At 64.8% G+C, this 17,877-nt stretch carries 17 protein-coding genes; 9 read left to right on the plus strand and 8 right to left on the minus strand.

Annotated elements, in window-relative coordinates; all coding sequences use genetic code 11:
• The first annotated feature begins 83 nt into the window (after positions 1–83).
• The 5 genes from VGG47_RS02850 (at position 84) to mnmE (ending at position 4,907) form a co-directional block, all read left to right on the plus strand.
• A complete protein-coding gene (locus tag VGG47_RS02850) occupies positions 84–266 on the plus strand; it encodes a hypothetical protein (RefSeq protein ID WP_331535354.1) in 183 nt (60 codons plus the stop codon).
• A 59-nt stretch (positions 267–325) separates the two neighbouring features.
• Positions 326–1,177: a cytochrome c oxidase subunit 3 gene (locus tag VGG47_RS02855; RefSeq protein ID WP_331535355.1), complete on the plus strand. Its 852-nt coding sequence runs from the start codon at positions 326–328 to the stop codon at positions 1,175–1,177.
• Positions 1,178–1,309: 132 nt separating this feature from the next.
• Positions 1,310–2,008 (plus strand): SURF1 family protein, encoded by a 699-nt coding sequence (locus tag VGG47_RS02860; RefSeq protein ID WP_331535356.1) that lies wholly within the window; start codon positions 1,310–1,312, stop codon positions 2,006–2,008.
• Complete coding sequence (locus tag VGG47_RS02865) at positions 2,005–3,477, plus strand: carboxypeptidase M32 (protein ID WP_331535357.1); 1,473 nt, start codon at positions 2,005–2,007, stop codon at positions 3,475–3,477. The genes VGG47_RS02860 and VGG47_RS02865 overlap by 4 nt, the downstream gene beginning before the upstream one ends.
• A 149-nt stretch (positions 3,478–3,626) precedes the next feature.
• Positions 3,627–4,907, plus strand: coding sequence for a tRNA uridine-5-carboxymethylaminomethyl(34) synthesis GTPase MnmE (gene mnmE, locus VGG47_RS02870; protein WP_331535358.1), 1,281 nt, complete (start codon positions 3,627–3,629; stop codon positions 4,905–4,907).
• 93 nt (positions 4,908–5,000) lie between these two features.
• Here the strand turns inward: mnmE and VGG47_RS02875 are convergent, their stop codons facing one another.
• A complete protein-coding gene (locus tag VGG47_RS02875; protein WP_331535359.1) occupies positions 5,001–5,777 on the minus strand; it encodes a VOC family protein in 777 nt (258 codons plus the stop codon).
• A 179-nt stretch (positions 5,778–5,956) separates the two neighbouring features.
• Between VGG47_RS02875 and mnmG the strand changes: the two genes are divergently transcribed.
• The 4 genes from mnmG to VGG47_RS02895 all read left to right on the plus strand — a co-directional run bounded on the left by mnmG (position 5,957) and on the right by VGG47_RS02895 (position 9,982).
• A complete protein-coding gene (gene mnmG / locus VGG47_RS02880; protein WP_331535360.1) occupies positions 5,957–7,666 on the plus strand; it encodes a tRNA uridine-5-carboxymethylaminomethyl(34) synthesis enzyme MnmG in 1,710 nt (569 codons plus the stop codon).
• Positions 7,667–7,774: 108 nt separating this feature from the next.
• Positions 7,775–8,341: a 16S rRNA (guanine(527)-N(7))-methyltransferase RsmG gene (gene rsmG, locus VGG47_RS02885; RefSeq protein ID WP_331535361.1), complete on the plus strand. Its 567-nt coding sequence runs from the start codon at positions 7,775–7,777 to the stop codon at positions 8,339–8,341.
• Entirely contained in the window at positions 8,328–9,125 is a 798-nt protein-coding gene (locus VGG47_RS02890; protein ID WP_331535362.1) for a ParA family protein, read from the plus strand. The genes rsmG and VGG47_RS02890 overlap by 14 nt, the downstream gene beginning before the upstream one ends.
• Complete coding sequence (locus VGG47_RS02895; protein ID WP_331535363.1) at positions 9,122–9,982, plus strand: ParB/RepB/Spo0J family partition protein; 861 nt, start codon at positions 9,122–9,124, stop codon at positions 9,980–9,982. The genes VGG47_RS02890 and VGG47_RS02895 overlap by 4 nt, the downstream gene beginning before the upstream one ends.
• Before the next feature lie 138 nt (positions 9,983–10,120).
• On the opposite strand, the gene VGG47_RS02900 is transcribed toward VGG47_RS02895, so the two are convergent.
• From VGG47_RS02900 to VGG47_RS02930, 7 genes are all read right to left on the minus strand, one after another.
• Complete coding sequence (locus VGG47_RS02900; RefSeq protein WP_331535364.1) at positions 10,121–10,795, minus strand: methyltransferase family protein; 675 nt, start codon at positions 10,793–10,795, stop codon at positions 10,121–10,123.
• A gap of 143 nt (positions 10,796–10,938) precedes the next feature.
• On the minus strand, positions 10,939–11,952 hold the full coding sequence (holA, locus tag VGG47_RS02905) for a DNA polymerase III subunit delta (protein WP_331535365.1): 1,014 nt from the start codon (positions 11,950–11,952) through the stop codon (positions 10,939–10,941).
• A gap of 176 nt (positions 11,953–12,128) precedes the next feature.
• Entirely contained in the window at positions 12,129–12,641 is a 513-nt protein-coding gene (locus VGG47_RS02910; protein WP_331535366.1) for a hypothetical protein, read from the minus strand.
• Entirely contained in the window at positions 12,625–15,210 is a 2,586-nt protein-coding gene (gene leuS, locus VGG47_RS02915; protein ID WP_331535367.1) for a leucine--tRNA ligase, read from the minus strand. Before leuS ends, VGG47_RS02910 begins: the two co-directional genes overlap by 17 nt.
• Before the next feature lie 136 nt (positions 15,211–15,346).
• Positions 15,347–16,306, minus strand: a complete 960-nt coding sequence (locus VGG47_RS02920; RefSeq protein ID WP_331535368.1) for a threonine/serine dehydratase — start codon at positions 16,304–16,306, stop codon at positions 15,347–15,349.
• 12 nt (positions 16,307–16,318) lie between these two features.
• Positions 16,319–17,707 (minus strand): glycosyltransferase family 39 protein, encoded by a 1,389-nt coding sequence (locus VGG47_RS02925; RefSeq protein ID WP_331535369.1) that lies wholly within the window; start codon positions 17,705–17,707, stop codon positions 16,319–16,321.
• The gene (locus VGG47_RS02930; protein WP_331535370.1) at positions 17,707–17,874 is read right to left on the minus strand and encodes a hypothetical protein; all 168 of its coding nucleotides are present in this window, start codon (positions 17,872–17,874) and stop codon (positions 17,707–17,709) included. Before VGG47_RS02930 ends, VGG47_RS02925 begins: the two co-directional genes overlap by 1 nt.
• Positions 17,875–17,877: the final 3 nt, after the last annotated feature.

Genomic DNA, 17,877 nt, shown 5'->3' on the forward strand with positions numbered 1-17,877 from the left:
GCGCCGGCCCGCGCCGCGTTCAAATACTCGATCCTGTATCTGTTCATCCTGTTCAGCGCCTGCGCCGCGGATCGGCTCCTTTGATGGCTGACCGTATGCCCCGCACGGAGCTGGTGGCAACGAACTGGACGGCGGCGGAGCGCGCGGAATTCATCCGCCGCCGCCGCGGCCGCAATTTTTTGCTCCTCGCCGCCTTGGGGGGCTTCTGCCTGGTGATTTACGCCGTCGCGCTGGTGAAACTGCACGAATACGGGACGATGTGGTGACGATGTAGGGCGGGTCCAAAAAAGCGTTCGAGACAGGATGCGGGAACAAGGGGGATACGATGAGCAGCTCAACCCAGACGGCGACGGAGCAGATCAAGGCCACGGTGCCGCATCCGTATCATCTGGTCACGCCCAGCATCTGGCCGCTGTGCGGCGCGGCTTCGGCGATGCTGATCGCCGCCGGCATCATTTTCGCCGCGCATTTCGGCAACTATGTCGTGCTCGGCATCGGCTTCGTCGGGGCGGTCGCCACCATGTATGTCTGGTGGCGGGACGTGATCATGGAATCTCGCACGCCCGGCTTGCACAAGCTGATCACGCAGATCGGCATGCGCTACGGCATGGCGCTGTTCATCACCTCGGAGGTGATGTTCTTCGTCTCGTTCTTCTGGAACTATTTTAATTACTTCTTCTTCCCCGACAAAATGGGCACGGCCTTCGCCGCAGTCTGGCCGCCGCAGGGGGTCACGACCATCGACCCGTACGCGATCCCGCTGTTCAACACGATGACGCTGCTGCTCTCCGGCACCACCATCACCTGGGCGCATCATGCGCTGATCGAGGGCGACAACCGTAACACGGTGCGCGGCCTGGCGCTGACCGTCATGCTCGGCCTGATGTTCCTGTGCGGCCAGGCCTGGGAATACACGCACTCGCCGTTCCCGTTTTATCACGGTGGCGTTTTTCCCTCGGCCTTTTTCATCGCCACCGGCTTTCATGGCTTTCACGTGATCGTCGGCACCTGCTTCCTCACCGTGTGTCTGTTCCGGGCGATGAAGGGGCAGTTCACGCCGCAGCGGCATTTCGGCTTCGAGGCGGCCGCCTGGTACTGGCATTTCGTGGACGTGGTGTGGCTGTTCCTGTTCGTCTGCATCTACTATCTGGGCCGCAGCGCCATTGTCGCCGGGTAAGCGAAGGGAAGGCTTCTTTTTGTGAACAAAAAGAAGTTTTTTGCTCCTTTGGGCCATGGGCTTTGGCGCCGCCAACGCCCATGGCCCAGCGGAACAAAAATTTTTGCGCCGCTTTTTTTAAAAAGCGGCCGCTTGCCTTTGAACTGGCGCCGGCTGGTCGCACCAGGCATCACCGCCTTCGTTACCTTCTGGCTGCTGATCGCGCTTGGCGTCTGGCAGTTGCAGCGGCTGAAATGGAAGGAGGGCATTCTCGCCGCCATCCATCAGGCGGAGATTTCCGCGCCGATACCGCTGCCGGAACATCCCACCCCGTTCGAGAAGGTTTCCATTGCCGGCAGTTGGATTCCGGGGAAGGCGGCTCTGTATGGCGATGAGGTGCACGATAGCCCGAACGGCCCGGTGCCGGGCGGCGAGCTCATCATGCCGTTGCGGCGGCCGAACGGGCAGGTGGTGCTGGTCGATCTCGGCTGGGTGCCGCAGGTTCTCCCCGTGCCGCGCGCCGAGCCGCCGGGGCTGACCGAGGCGGTCGGCTATCTGCACGCGCCGATCGCGCCGGGCTGGTTCGCGGGCACGGATGATCCGGGGCAGGGGCTGTATTACACGTTCGACCCGCAGAAGATCGGTGCCGGCATGGGGCTCACCGTCGCGCCCTATATTCTCATCAGTATGGGGCCGAAGCCGCCGCCCGGGAGCATGGCACCGCAGCCCGCCCAGTCATTGCCGACACCGCCCAATAACCACTACGAATATGCCTTGACCTGGTTCGGCTTCGCGCTGGTCCTGATCTTCGAATTCATCTTCTTCGCGCGCAAAAGGCTGCTGGATTTATGACCGCTTACCAACGTCTGACCGAACAATTCGCCCGCATCGCGACCTTGAACGAGGCCGCCTCCATGCTCGGCTGGGACGCCGCGGCGATGATGCCGGCGGGCGGCGGGGCGGCGCGGGGCGAGCAGATTTCGACCCTGGCCGGGCTGTCGCACGAACTGCTGACCGCGCCGGCGATCGCCGACGACCTCGCCGCCGCCGAAGCGCCGAACGACGAATGGCACGCGCAGAACCTGCATTTGATGCGGGAGGCGCACCAGCGCGCCAGCGTTCTGCCGCGCCGCCTGGTGGAAGCCCGTGCTTTGGCCACCAGCCGCTGCGAGATGCTGTGGCGTGAGGCCCGTCCGACCTCTGACTTTCCCTCCGTCCGCGCCGCTCTGGAGGAGGTGTTCGCCCTCACAAGGGAAGGTGCCGAAATATTGGGGGAGACGCTGGGCCTCTCGCCCTATGACGCGCTGATGAGCCAGTACCAGCGCGGCATCGGTGCCGCCGACGTGGCGCCGGTCTTCGCCAATTACGAGCAGTTTTTGCAAACCGCTTTGCCCGCGGCGGAAGAACGCCAGCGCCGTCAGAGCCACGAGCCCCTGCCGCAAGGCCCTTACCCGGCCGACATCCAGGAGGCGCTCTGCCGCCGCCTGGCGCAAGCCGCCGGGCTGAACTTCGCCCATGCGCGGCTGGACCGCTCGGCCCATCCGTTCTGCGGCGGCACGCCGACCGATGTGCGCATCACCACGCGCTATGACGAGATGGACCCGCTCTCCGCCATCTGCGGCGTGCTGCACGAGACCGGCCACGCGCTCTACGAGCAGAACCTGCCGCGCGCGTTTCAGCGCCAGCCGGTGGGCGAGGCGGCGGGCATGGCGACGCATGAAAGCCAGTCGCTGATCGTCGAGATGCAGGCGGTGCGCTCCGACGCCTATCTCGCCTATCTCGCCCCGCTCCTGAACGAGGCGTTCGGCAAACCCGTCAGCGAAGCGGCGCTGAAGCGCCGTTTGCGCCACGTGGAGCGTAGCTTTATCCGCGTCGAGGCCGACGAGATGACCTATCCGGCGCATGTGATCCTGCGCTTCCGCCTGGAGCAGGCGCTGATCTCCGGTGACCTCGCCGTCGCCGACCTGCCCGGAGCCTGGAATGACGGGTTTACGTCCCTGCTGGGTATCACCCCGCCCGATGACCGCCAGGGCTGCCTGCAGGACATCCATTGGTATGACGGGCTGGTGGGTTATTTCCCCTCCTACACGCTTGGCGCGATGGCGGCGGCCCAGCTCATGGCAGCGGCGCGGCAGGCTTTGCCGGAGCTCGATGAGGGCCTGCGCCGCGGCGATCTCTCAAGCCTCGTCACCTGGCTCTCCGCGCGCATCCATAACAATGGATCGCGGTTGGGGTTCAACGAATTGTTGCAGGAAGCAACAGGAGAAAAACTGAATCCCGCGGCGTTCGAGAGGCATCTAACGGCGCGTTATTTAAGGTAAGAGAAGACTACTTTTTGTGAACAAAAAGTAGCAAAAAAACTTTGCTATACTGGGCCACGGGCTTTGTCGCCGACAACGCCCATGGCCCAGCGTAATAAAAATTTTTGCGCCGCTTTTTTTAAAAAGCGGCCGCTCTCTTCTATAGGTATATGATGGATACGATTTTTGCGCCGATCACGGGGCGCGGTGGGGCGGTGACGGTGTTGCGGCTTTCGGGGCCGGCGGCGTTGGCGATCACTGCGGCGCTGGCGAAAAACTTGGCCCCGCCGCGCCATGCCGGTTTGCGCAAGCTGGTCTGGCGGGGGCGGCTGCTGGATACCGCGCTCGTTGTCACGTTTCCGGGACCAAACAGTTTTACCGGCGAGGATTGCGCGGAACTTTCGCTGCATGGCGGCCGGGCGGTGCTGGCGGCGGTGAGCGAGGCGCTGATCGCCGCGGGCGCGCGCCCTGCCGAGCCGGGCGAATTTTCCCGCCGCGCGCATCTCAACGGAAGGCTGGATCTGCTCGAAGCCGAGGCCATGGCGGATCTCATCGCCGCCGAGACCGAGGCGCAGCGTCGCTTGGCGGTCGAAGGGGCGGGCGCGTTGCAGCAATCCTGCGCGCGCTGGCGGGAGGAACTGAGGCAGGTGATGGCGCAGCAGGAGGCGCTGATCGACTTTCCGGACGAGGATCTGCCGCAGGAAGTCGAGGCCCGTTTATTGGGGCGCATCGCCGCACTGGCCAAGGAAATGTACCGGGCCCTGGCGGCTGCCCCGGCGGCGGAACGGCTGCGCGAGGGGCTGGAATTCGTCATCCTGGGCCCGCCGAATGCCGGCAAGTCGACACTGATGAACGAGCTGGCCGGGGAGGATGTCGCCATCGTCTCCGCCATTCCCGGCACCACACGCGACATTGTCGGGACCAGGGTCGATTTCGGCGGCGTGCCGGTGCATCTGACCGACACGGCGGGGCTGCGCGACACGGAAGATGAGATCGAGGCCGAGGGCGTGCGCCGGGCCCGACACCGTGCGGCAAAGGCGGACCTGATCATCGCCGTCGCCGCTGCACCAAACCCGGAATTTTTGGACGTGCCGCAGGGAATTGAGGTCTTGCGGGTGGTGACCAAGGCGGATCTGCTCGTTAAGTCAGTGGCGGATCTCGCGGTGTCGGCCGCGAACGGCGCAGGGATGGCGGCGTTGCGTACGCGTCTGACAGACATCGCCGCACGGCTCACGGATACGAAGGGCGCCGCAGCGCTGAGCCGGCCGCGGCAGATAGCCTGCGTGCGCGACACGGCCCAGGCGCTGGACCGGGCGCTGGCGAACGAGGAGCCGGAACTGCGCGGCGAGGAATTGCGGAGCGCCGCGCATGCTTTGGCGCGGCTCACCGGCCAGATTGGTGTGGAAGAGATTCTCGACGCGGTGTTTTCGGGCTTCTGTATAGGGAAGTAAAAGACTTCTTTTTGTGAACAAAAAGAAGCAAAAAAACTTTATTAATTTGGGCCGTGGGCGTTGTTGTGGACAACGCCTCAGGCCCACTTTCCTTTACCCCGCCGGTGGCGCGACTACGGCGAAGCGGCCGCCTTGGGGGTCGATTCCCTGGATGATCCAGCTGCCGCCGGGCACTTCCTGCGGGCCCATCTGCACTGTGCCGCTGGCGGATTTGATGCGGTTGAGTGTGTCCTGAATGTCTCGGACGTTGAAATAATAGGTCCAGCCGGTCGGGGCCTGGGATGGCGGGCAGGCCATCATGCCGCCGATTGCCGTGCCGTTATGGGCGAAGATCTGGTAGGTGCCCATTGGGCCCATATCGATGGCCTCGGCCTTGGTCCAGCCGAACAGGGTTGAGTAGAAGGTGAAGGCGGCTTGCGCGTCCGCCGCCATCAGCTCGTGCCAGCCGCCATGGCCTGGGCTGCGCAGCTGCGGCGGGCCGGAGGGTTCGCCGGGGCGGGATTTGAACAAGGCGAAGAGCGCGCCTTGCGGATCGGCGAGGACGGCGAAGCGGCCGACATTGGGAATGTCTTCGGGGGCTTTGTGTACGGTCGCACCTTTCTCGGCGGCCAGGGAGGCGGTTTTGTCCACATCGTCCACCCCGACATAGCCGAGCCAGACCGGTTTTGCGCCTGTGCTGCGCAGGGCGTCGGGCATTTCCATTAAGCCGGCGGCGGAATCATCGCCGATGGAGAGCAGGGTGTAGGGGATGCCGGGGATGCTGGCGTCCTTCGCTTCCCAGCCAATGACCGTGCCGTAGAACTTTCCCGCTTGTGCCGTGTCGGTGGTGAGTAGTTCATACCAAACGAATTTGCCGTGGCCCTCGGACATTTGTCGTCTCCTCCATGGTTTTGATTTGGCGAAGCAACAGACTACCCCACGCAGCGTCCTTGGAGCAATTTGATAAAAAATAATTCGGGGTCTGGGGCCTTTCGGCCCCAGCGGGTCCAGGGCAGAGCCCTGGCCTTAAATCCTTCGCTTTTTCCCGCCAGATTCGCTAAGACGCGCCCATGAATTACGACGTGATCATCATCGGCGGCGGCCATGCCGGCTGCGAGGCGGCGGCGGCTTCCGCCCGGTTCGGCGCGCGCACGCTGCTTGTCACCCATCGGGCGGACCGGCTGGGGGAGATGTCCTGCAATCCGGCGATTGGCGGCATCGGCAAGGGGCATCTGGTGCGCGAGATTGACGCGCTGGACGGGCTGATGGGCAAGGCCGCGGATGCCGCGTGCATTCATTTCAAGCTGCTGAATCGCGGCAAGGGGCCGGCGGTGCGCGGGCCGCGCGCGCAGGCGGACCGGAAACTGTACCGCAACGCCATGCAGGCGCTGCTGGCGGCGCAGCAGAACCTTACGGTGCTGGAAGGCGAGGCGGCGGGGCTGCGTCGTGATGCGTCGGGGCGGCTGAATGGTGTGAGTCTGGCCGATGGAAGCGAGATTGCTTGCGCGGCTGTGGTGCTCACGACCGGAACCTTTTTGCGCGGTGTGCTGCATTTTGGACCAGAGATGCGCGAAGGCGGGCGGATCGGCGATGCGGCTGCGGTGAGTTTGGCCGATGATCTGCGCCGTCTGGAATTGCCGCTGGGGCGGCTGAAGACCGGCACGCCGCCGCGTCTGGACGGCAAAACGATCGACTGGGCCGGTCTCGCGGAAGACAAGGGTGAGGACCCGCCGGGGTTTTTCTCAAGCCTGACCCGCGCGGCCGCCAATCCGCAGATTTCCTGTGGCATCACCGGCACGACCGAACGTACCCACGAGATCATCCGCGCGAACATCCATAAATCCGCGGTCTATGGCGGCAACATCGCCGGGCGCGGGCCGCGGTATTGCCCGTCCATCGAGGACAAGGTGGTGCGTTTCGCCGAGAAGCCGGGGCACCAGATCTTTCTGGAGCCGGAAGGGTTGGATGACGACACGGTGTACCCAAACGGCATTTCCACCTCGCTGCCGGCGGATGTTCAGGAATTGCTGGTCCACTCCATTCCGGGGTTGGAACGGGCGGTGATCCTGCGGCCGGGCTATGCGGTGGAATATGATTACGTCGACCCGCGCGCGCTGGGGCACGATTTGCAGGTGAAGAAACTGCCCGGCCTGTATCTGGCTGGGCAGATCAACGGCACGACGGGCTATGAGGAGGCGGCGGCGCAGGGGCTGATGGCGGGGCTGAACGCGGCGCGGGCGGCGGGCGGCGGCACGGCGGCGAAACTCGGCCGTGCCGACGCCTATATCGGCGTGCTGATCGACGATCTGGTGACGCAAGGGGTGACCGAGCCTTACCGGATGTTCACGTCGCGCGCCGAATACCGGCTGAAGCTGCGTGCCGATAATGCCGAATTGCGCCTGACCCCGCTGGGGCTGGGCTGGGCCATCGTCAGGGCGGAGCGCCAGGCAGCGTTTACGGCGCTGGAGCAGGAAATTTCTGCGATGGGCGGCAAGCCGCAGGGGGAGAGCCGGGCCGCGGAAATTCTGCGCGCGGATCTGCATTATGCCGGCTACCTCAATCGCCAGGACGCGGAAATCCGCGCCCGCGAGCGCGATGAGGCCGTGCTGATCGCGGAAAATTTCGATTATGTCACGGTCGGCGGGCTTTCCGCGGAGTTGCGCGAAAAACTGGAACGCGTGCGGCCGGAAACGCTGGGCGCGGCAGGGCGGATCGAGGGCATGACCCCGGCCGCGCTGGGGGCGATTTTCGGCGCGCTGAAGCGGAGGAAGGCAGCGTAGGCAAGGAAGACTACTTTTTGTGAACAAAAAGTAGCAAAAAAACTTTGCTCCGCTTTTTTTAAAAAGCGGCCGCTTCCTTCTGCAGTGCGCCTGAGCTAACCAGCCCGCATGGAAAAGGCACGCCTGCAAACCTTCATCGCTTTGGTTGAGAAATGGTCGGGGAAGATCAATCTCGTCAGCCGGAACGATCTGCCGCATCTATGGGCGCGGCATGTCGAGGATTCGCTGTTGCTGCTGCCGCATCTCCCGGCGGGGATTACGCGGGCGATCGATCTCGGCTCAGGGGCGGGGTTTCCGGGGATGGTTCTGGCGATCGAAACTGGCATCGAATTCACGCTGATCGAATCCGATACGCGCAAGGCGGCGTTTCTGATGGAGGCGGCGCGCGAGACCGGCGCCAAGGTGAAGGTGTTGAACACCAGGATCGAGGGCGCGCAGACCGTGCCGGCGCCGCTGGTCACGGCGCGCGCGCTCGCACCCCTGGACAAGCTGCTGGGGCTCGCCGTGCCGCATTTGGCCCCGGAGGGCGTTTGCCTGTTTCCGAAAGGCCGCACGGCGGAAGTTGAATTGACGGCGGCGCGCGCGCTCTGGCACATGGAGGTTGAACGTTTGTCGCCCCAGGCCGACGATGCGTGCATCCTGAAAGTGAGCCAGATCCGTCATGTCGGAAGCTAAAAAACGTCCCCGGATCATTGCCGTGGCCAACCAGAAAGGCGGCGTCGGCAAGACCACGACGGCGATCAACCTGGCCTGCGCGCTGGCGGTGAGCGGCCAGAAGGTGCTGCTGGTGGATATCGACCCGCAGGGCAATGCCAGCACCGGGCTCGGCGTCGCGCCGGGGGCGCGCAAGATCGGCACTTACGGGCTGTTTTCCGGCGAGGCGACGCTGCCGGAGCTGGTAATGGACACCAGCGTCGAGAATTTGTCGCTGGTGCCGGCGGTGGCCGATCTGATCGGTGCGGACCTCGAATTCGGCCAGGAAGAGCGGCGGGAGTTTCTGCTCCGCGACGCGCTGCTGCCGCATTGCCAGGCGGATACGGTGTTCATCGACTGCCCGCCGGGGCTGGGGCTGCTGACACTGAACGGGCTGGTGGCGGCGGATGCGGTGCTGGTGCCGCTGCAGGCGGAGTTTTTTGCACTGGAAGGCATTTCCCAACTGATGCGCACGATCGACGCGGTGAAGCGCGGGCTGAACCCGGCGCTGGAGATCGAGGGCATCGTGCTGACCATGACCGACCGGCGCAACAATTTGTCGGAACAGGTGAGCGCCGATGTGCGCGGTCATTTCGGGGCCGCCGTGTTTGAGACGGCGATCCCCCGCAACATTCGCATCACCGAGGCGCCGAGCCATGGCGTGCCGGTGTTGCTCTATGATTTCCGCTCGGCCGGGGCGCAGGCCTATCTGGCTTTGGCGGCAGAGTTTTTGAAGCGGGCGCGGGCACGGAAGGTGGCGGCATGAGCGGACGGACGGAAACCAAGCGGCTCGGCCGCGGCCTGGCAGCGTTGCTGGGCGATGCGGCGGCGCCGCAAAGCGTGAACGTGCCCGGCGTGCAGGTGCTGCCGGTGGACGTGCTGGAGCCAAGTCCGTTCCAGCCGCGTATGGACATGGACGAGACAGCGCTGGCGGAATTGGCGGATTCGATCGCCCAACGCGGCATTCTGCAGCCGCTGCTGGTGCGCCCCAATCCGGACAAAGCGGGGCATTATCAGATCATCGCCGGGGAGCGGCGCTGGCGCGCGGCGCAACGCGCACAGCTGCACGAGGTGCCGGTGCTGCTGCGCGAGATGAGCAACGCCGATGCCATGGCGGCCGGGCTGGTGGAGAATCTGCAGCGCGAGGACCTCAACGCCGTCGAGGAGGCCGAGGGCTACAAGCGGCTGGTCGAAGAGTTCAACATGACGCAGGAAGGGTTGGGCGAGGCGCTCGGCAAGTCCCGCGCGCATATCGGCAACGCCATGCGCATGCTGAAACTGCCGAGGCAGGTGCTGGACATGGTGAAAGACGGGCAGCTGAGCTTTGGCCATGCCAGGGCGTTGCTGACCTTGGACGATCCGCTGCAAGCCGCCCAGGAAATTGCGAAGAAGCATCTTTCGGTGCGGCAAACCGAGGAGCTGGTGGCGCGGCTGGGGCGGGGTGCGAAGGCGCAGCACCGTGACGCCGGAACGGAAAGTGAGATCGACGCGCTGGCGAAGAGCTTGGGCGAGAAGCTTGGCATGCGGGTGCAGATCAAGTTCAACGGCAAGAGCGGCACGGTGGTTTTGCACTATGCCGATTTGGATCAGATGGATTCGCTGCTGGCGCTGTTGAATAGGTAAGGAAGTGGCCGCTTTTTGAAAAAAGCGGCGCAAAAACTTTTTTTGTGCTGGGTCAGGGGCGTTGGAAGCGGCACGGCACAAATGCTCCACGTGGAGCGTATGGTCCGGGACTGCAACGGTAGCGCTCCACGTGGAGCGTTACCAGACACCCGGGATCAGGCGGAATTTTACGCGGGCGGCGTAACGATCGTAATCCGGAAAGGCCGTGCGCAGCATGTCTTCCTCGCGGCCGATCCGCCAGGCGAGGGCGGTCATCCCGAGCGGCAGCATGATCAGCCCCCACCAGGAGCCGAGCAGCAGCGGCGTGCCGAGGAAGTAAAAGATCGCGCCGGCATAAAGCGGGTGGCGCACCACCGCGTAGGGCCCGCTGGTGATGACATGTTGCGCTCGCTGCGTCTGGATACGCAGTTGCGGAGCGGCGAAACTGTTGAAGGCGAAGGTCGCGACGGCGATGCCCATGCACAGGGCGATGCAGGCCGCGCCCAGCCAGCCCAACGCGGCAGGCACATGCGACCAGGCGAAGCGGCGCGCATCAAAGCCCATCAGCACCAGCCAGGCGAGAAAGGCAGGCAAAGCGGCCGGCAGTAGCTTGCGGTCCGGCGCAGGGCTGTTGCGCACCCGGAAGAACAGCCGGCTTTCGAGCAGTTCCGGGTCGTAAACCGCCAGCCAGGCGCCGATGCCGTAGGAAAAAATAGCCATTTCCAGCAAAAAGGCCCAGCCGCGCGGCCAGTCCAGCGTGCCCGCGGCGGCAAACTGCACCACCGCCAAAGCGACAAACCAGAGGCTGGTGACGACGAACATCTGGCCGAACATGGCGCCCTCCAACAGCGGATTATACGCCAAAAAGAAGCAAAAAACTTTTTTAATCTGGGCTATGGGCGTCGTCGGCGCCAGCGCCCCTGGCCCAGCATAAAAGAAGTTTTTGCGCCGCTTTTTTCAAAAAGCGGCCGCTTCCTTCACCCCCTGCGGGCAGCGTTGCGGGCGCGGCTGGCGAGCCCCAGCATGGTTTGGCGGCAATAGGCCTGGTCGGGCGTATGCGTCTGCTTGCAGGCCGTCTCCGCGGTGAGGGCGGCGCGGATGGCCTCGGTCAGCGCTGGCAGGGACCAGACCGAGAGGGCCTGTGTCACCAGTTTCTGGCGCTTGAAGAACACTGGCGGGCGCATGCCGGCCATGGCTTCGGCCACTGAGGCGCCCTCGGTGATGCTGCCGGCGGCGACGCGCAGCCGCGCGAGTTCGCTCAACAGCACCCGCAGAATGCCGACCGGCGAGACGCCTTCGTCATAGGCCAGGCTCAGCGCGCGATCCACCGCGGCCGTGTCGCCGCCGAGCGTGGCGTCCACGGCGTCCTGCATCGAGCCATCGCCGCCATCGGCGAGGGCGGCGGAGACGTCGGCCAGGGTCAGGCGCGGCTCGTTTCCGGCATAGAGGGTGAGCAGCTCCACCGCCTGGCGCAGCGGGCCTTCCTCGCCGGCAATGTTGCCCGCGACCCAGGCGGCGGCATCGGCGTCGATGGCGATGTTGTTCGCCCGCAGCCGCGCGGTCACGGCCTGGGGCAGGCGCGCGCTGTCGATGGCGTAGCAGGCGATGGCAGCGGCGGCGGTGGATTTCTCGCAGGCGGCGCGCAGTTTCGATTTGCCGGTGAGCTCGCCGGCCTCCAGGATTACCAGCGCGTCCAGCGGCGCTTTGGCGAGCCTTTCGACCGCTTTCAGCAGCGTTTCATGCGCATCGCGCACGCGCACGACGCGACGGCCGCCGGTCAGCGAGGCGGCGGTGGCTTCCGAGAGCAATGTTTCCGCGTCCGGACTCTGCAATTCGGCGAAGCGGAACGGGTCGTGCATCGCGCCGTCGACCGACCGCACCAGAGCGAGCCCGCGTTCCGCCACCAGCCCGGCATCCGGGCCGAACAGCAGGACGATCGGGGACGAAGGATTTTTTATAAATCCGTCGATCCTCCCGGCGTCAATTTTCATCGTGTCCCTCTAGAGCGAATGACTTGAAAGCGAAGGAAGGCTACTTTTTGTGAACAAAAAGTAGCAAAAAAACTTTGCTATGCTGGGTCATGGGCGGTGTCGGGGACAACGCCCATGACCCAGCATAAAAGAAGTTTTTGCGCCGCTTTTTTCAAAAAGCGGCCGCTTCCTTCTCTTCAAGACTGCGGATGGGTCTTGAAATAGGTCGCGACCTGGCTGGTGATTTGCGCCGCCAGCTGGTCGGCGACCTGCTGGTCCACAGTGCTGGTCTCGAGCTGCAGCGCGAAATATTGCTGGTCGATGATGTTCAGCGCGTCTTCGGTGGTGACGACACCGTGCGCCAGCGGTTTGGTGGGCGTGCCGATCGGGCTCAGTGTCCAGTTGGCGGTCCCGTTGAAGCGCTGGCGGGTAAAGGAGCTGTCCTCCTGCTCGCCGACATTGGCGGCGCCGAGGCCGTAAATCACCGACAGGCTGTAGAGCTGTTCGGTCGGCGCGCCGTCGGCATGGAGCTGGGTCTGCAGGGCCAAGCGCAGCATCTGCCCGGTGCGTTCGGGGATGTTCTGGACATCGATGGTGTCGAGCTTCGCCGCCACCGTGCTGTCGCCGCTCTGGCCGTAGAGGGGCGTGAAGCCGCAAGCCCCGAGGGGCAGCAGCGCCAAGAGCAGAAGCGGTTTAAGCCTTGACGACAAAGTTCACGATCCTATCCGGCACATGAATGCGTTTTACAATGGTCGCACCTTGCAAGGCTGTCGAGACTGCATCTGCGGCGAGGGCGATATTGGCTTCGGCGTCGTTGCCCGCAGGCACGGTGATGGTGCTGCGGAGCTTGCCGTTCACCTGCACGGCGAGGGTGACCTCGTCCACCTCCAGCAGCGCCGGGTCCGCCACCGGCCAGGATTTTTGTGCGACCAGCCCGGCGCCGGGATGCAGTCTGGCGAAGATTTCCTCGCCCAGATGCGGCATCATCGGCGCGACCAAATGGGCGAGGGTGTCCATCGCCTCGAACCGTGCCCAGAGCAGCGCCGCATCCGTTGGCGTGGCGGCGGCCAGGGCGCCGGCCAGCTCATAGATTCGGGCCACGGCGACGTTGAAGGCGAAGGTGTTGAGCGCCTCGGTCACCGCGGTGATGCCGCGGTGGGTGAGCTGGCGCAGTTTCTTGGCCTCGCCGGTGAAGCTCTCAGGCGCGGCCACGCGCGGTTCGGCGGCGATCACGCCAGCCAGCCGGTGCACGCGCTGCACGAAGCGGGACGCGCCCTGCGCGCCGGTCTCGGTCCATTCCACGTCGCGCTCCGGCGGGTTGTCGGAGAGTACGAACCAGCGCGCGGTGTCGGCGCCGAAGCGGTCGATGATCACGCCCGGGTCCACCGTGTTCCGCTTGGACTTCGACATTTTCTCGATGCGGCCGACGGTGACGGGCAGGCCGGTCTCGATATGCGTGGCGTTGCCGTCGGCGGCTTTCACCACCTCTTCCGGGTAGAGCCAGTTGCCGTCGGGATCCTTGTAGGATTCGTGCGTCACCATGCCCTGGGTGAACAGCCCGGCGAAGGGTTCCTTCACGCTGACATGGCCGGTCTTTTCCATCGCCTTGGTGAAGAAGCGGGCGTAGAGCAAATGCAAAATCGCATGCTCGATGCCGCCGACATACTGGTCCACCGGCAGCCAGTGGTTCGCTGCGGCAAGGTTGGTCGGGGTTTCCGACTGTGGCGCGGTGAAACGGGCAAAATACCAGGAGCTGTCGATAAACGTGTCGAACGTGTCGGTCTCGCGCGTGGCGGGGCTGCTGCAGGCGGGGCAGGCCACGTGCTTCCAGCTCGGGTGATGGTCGAGCGGGTTGCTGGGGCGGTCGAAGGTCACGTCCTTGGGCAGGGTCACCGGCAGCTGGTCGGCCGGCACGGGCACCGCGCCGCAGGCCTCGCAATGGATCACCGGAATCGGGCAGCCCCAATAGCGCTGGCGGGAGATGCCCCAGTCGCGCAGGCGCCAGTTCACCACTGACTTGCCGACGCCCATTTCCACCAGCCGGGCGATGGCGGCGGATTTTGCGGCGCCGGTGGCAAGCCCGTTGAGGAATTCCGAGTTGACGATCACGCCGTCGCCATCGAACGCCTTGTCTTCCAGGGCGAAATCCGGCCCGGCATCCTTGGGGGCGACGACGATGGGGATCGGCAGGTCGTATTTTTGGGCGAACTCGAAGTCGCGTTGGTCGCCGCAGGGGCAGCCGAAGATCGCGCCGGTGCCGTATTCCATCAGCACGAAATTCGCGATCCAGACCGGGAAGGCTTGGCCGTTGAACGGGTTGACCACGGAAAGCCCGGTGAAGAAGCCTTCCTTCTCGGCGGATTCGATCGCTGCCTCGGAGGTGCCGCGTGCCGCGCAGGCGCGGATGAAGGCAGCGGCCTCTGGGTTCTGTGCCGCGACCGCCTGGGCAAGGGGATGTTCCGGGGCGATGGCGAGGAAGGACATGCCGAACAGCGTGTCCGGCCGCGTGGTATACACGGTGATGCCGTCCAGCCCGTTGACAGGCTGGGTCAGCTCGAAGGTGACTTCCGCGCCCTCGGACCGGCCGATCCAGTTCTCCTGCATCAGTTTGACGCGCTCGGGCCAGCGCGGCAGCTCGTTCAACCCCGCCAGCAATTCCGGCGCAAAATCGGTGATCTTCAAGAACCACTGGGCCAGGAATTTCTTTTCGACCAGGGCGCCGGAGAGCCAGCCGCGGCCGTCGATCACCTGCTCGTTGGCGAGCACGGTGTTGTCCACCGGGTCCCAGTTCACCGCGGAGGACCGGCGCTCCACCAGCCCGGCCTTCCAGAAATCCAGGAAAAGTTTCTGCTGCTGGCCGTAATATTCGGGATCGCAGGTGGCGAATTCGCGCGACCAGTCGAGCGACAGGCCCATGCGTTTCAACTCGCCGCGCATCGCCTCGATATTGGCATAGGTCCAGGAGGCGGGGTCGGTCTTGCGTTGGCGCGCGGCGTTTTCCGCCGGCAGGCCGAACGCGTCCCAGCCCATCGGGTGCAGTACGTCGAAGCCTGTCGCCCGCTTGTAGCGCGCCACCACGTCGCCCAGCGTGTAGTTCCGCACATGCCCCATATGGATTTTTCCGGAGGGGTACGGGAACATTTCAAGAACATAATATTTCGGCCGGCCGGAGGTGGGGACATCCTCGGCCTTGAAACAGGCGGCCTGGTCCCAGGCGGCCTGCCAGTGCGGCTCGGCGGTGGCGAAATCGTAGCGGGCGGTATCTGCGGTGTCGGACATTGCTGCGTGTTTAATGAAGCACGTTCATAACGCCAAGGGGCTGGGCCATGGGCTGCGTCGCCGACAACGCCCCAGGCCCAGCATAACAAAGTTTTTTTGCTACTTTTTGTTCACAAAAAGTAGTCCTTTCTTCGCTTTATAGATCTGCGTTCCCGCCGGAGAGCACAATCCCCACCGTTTTGCCCTTGGCGTCGATCTTTCCTGCGAGCAGCGCCGCCAGCGCCACGGCGCCGCCGGGTTCCACCACCAGCTTCAGATGCCGGGCCGCGAAAGCCTGGGCGGCGCGGACTTCATCATCCGTGACGCTGAACCCGCCGGCGAGGTATTTCTGGTTGATGGGGAAGGTGAGCTGGCCGGGGGTGGCGGCCAGCAGCGCGTCGCAGAGTTTCGAGCCTTGCATGTCGTTGCTCTCGCGCCGGCCGGAGATGAGGGAGCGGCCGGTATCGTCCCAGCCTTGCGGCTCCACGGCATAGATTTTCGTCGCCGGAGAGACGGCGGCCAGCGCCAGCGCGCAGCCGCCGATCAGCCCGCCGCCGCCGGCGGGTGCCAGCAAGAAATCGAGGCTCAGGCCCGCCTCCTCGGCATCGGCGGCGAGTTCCAGGGCCAGCGTTCCCTGGCCGGCGATCACATCCCTATGGTCATAGGGCGGGATCAGGGTGGCGCCGGTCTCGGCCTGGATTTTGTGGCCGATGGCCTCGCGGTCTTCCGTCATCCGGTCATAGGTTACGATTTTCGCGCCCCAGGCGGCGGTGGCGTCGCGTTTGATGGCCGGGGCGTCGGCCGGCATGACGATGGTGGCGGCGGCGTTGAGGGATGCGGCGGCGCAGGCGATGGCCTGGCCGTGATTGCCGGAGGAGAAAGTTACGATGCCGGCTTCGCGCTGTTCCGGCGTCAGGCGCAACAGCGCGTTGGTGGCGCCGCGCAGCTTGAAGCTGCCGGTGCGTTGCAGGACCTCGGGTTTGACCAGGATGGTGCCGCCGCTCACGCGGTCCAGCATGGTATTGCGCAGCATCGGTGTGCGCACGACATGTCCCGCAATGCGAGAGGCGGCATCAAGGACATCCGTAGGCGCGGGGGGCGTGAAGGCTGTCGTCATTTGCAGGACCTTTCAAGGACGGGGGAGGAGAACTCCTGTGGCGGGAGCGGTGAAGCGGCACAAGCGGTAGGTCTGGATCGGCTGTCCGTCTCGGCGACGGGTCACGGTGCCGATTTCTGCCTCGCACGGCGTGCCGCTGCGGCGGGTGACCAGGATGCCGGTCTGGTTCGCCAGGTGCGCCGCGGGGAAGTCGAAATAGCGCCAGCGCGGATCGAACCCGGCTACGGGAATGTCGTGGGGCGCATAATAAGCGAGGATGGCGGCGGTGGCGTAATCGTCCGAGGTGAGGAAGGCCGGATGGCGCGCCGCCGCCTGCGCCACGAGCCCGGCGAAGCCACGCATCTGCAGGGCGGTCGGATCGGCGCCGGCGCGCAGCGGAAAGGGGGCGGCCAAAGCCTGGGCATAGGCGATGGCGGTGAGGGCGAAGCCCAGCCCCAGCGCCGGTTTCAACCAGCGGCGCAAATCGGCCATCGGGAGCGAGGCGGCCGCCAGGCAGGCGGAGGGGTATATGATGGCCACCCAGTTGGGCTGCACCCGGCCGGAGATCACGTGTTCCAGGAACACCACGCCCGGCACCACGGTCATCCAGACCAGCAGATGCGCGGCGGCGGAAGGCGCCCGGCCGAGCCGCCAGGTGCCCCAAATGGCGAGGCCGAAAATGATCGGGGTGAGCAAGGCGAGCTGGCCGCCCAGGAACTCACCGAGGAATTGCAACGAACGCGCGGCATCGAAATGGGCGACGCGGCTGCCCTGTTTCAGATAGCTCACCCAGCCATGGGTGCCGTTCCACCATAGATTCGGCGCGAAGATCGCGAGCGCGATCAGGATGGCGGCCCACGGCCAGGGGGTGCGCAGCCGGGCGCGGCCTTTGGCGTCGGTGATCATCCAGATGAAGGCAGCGGCGACGAACAAAGCAGCGGTGTATTTGGAATACAGCGCCAGCCCCGCCGCCACGCCCACCGCCAGCCACCAGCGCGGGTTCTCATGCTCGAGCAGCCGGGCGAAGGCGGCGATCCCGGCGGTCCAGAAAAAAATCAGCGGCGTGTCCGGCGTCATGATGATGGAGCCGGCGCCGACCATCAGCGTCGCGTTCAGCATGGCGGCGGCCATCAGCCCGGCCTGGCGATGCGGAAACATGCGCTCGCCGGCATCCATCAGCAGCAGCGTGCCGAAACCTGCGGAAATCGGCCCCAATAGGCGGATGCCGAGCGGATTATCGCCCAGCAGAGACGTGCCGATGCGCATCCAGACCGCCACCATCGAGGGGGCGTCGTAATAGCCGGCCTGCAGATGCCGCGACCAGAGGAAGTAGTAGGTCTCGTCCGGCGTCAGCGGCACCGTCGCGGCGAGGATGAGGCGGAGAACGGTGAGTGCCGCCAGGGCTCCAAGGACGAGCCGCATCAGCGGGCAGACGAAAGGAAGGACTTCTTTTTGTGAACAAAAAGAAGCAAAAAAACTTTATTACTCTGGGTCATGGGCTTTGTCGCCGACAACGCCCATGGCTCCAGCGGAGCAAAAGTTTTTGCGCCGCTTTTTTCCAAAAAGCGGCTACTTTCTTCTGCCATCATGCA

It is taken from the genome of Acidocella sp., assembly GCF_036489515.1.
Taxonomy (GTDB): Bacteria; Pseudomonadota; Alphaproteobacteria; order Acetobacterales; family Acetobacteraceae; genus Acidocella.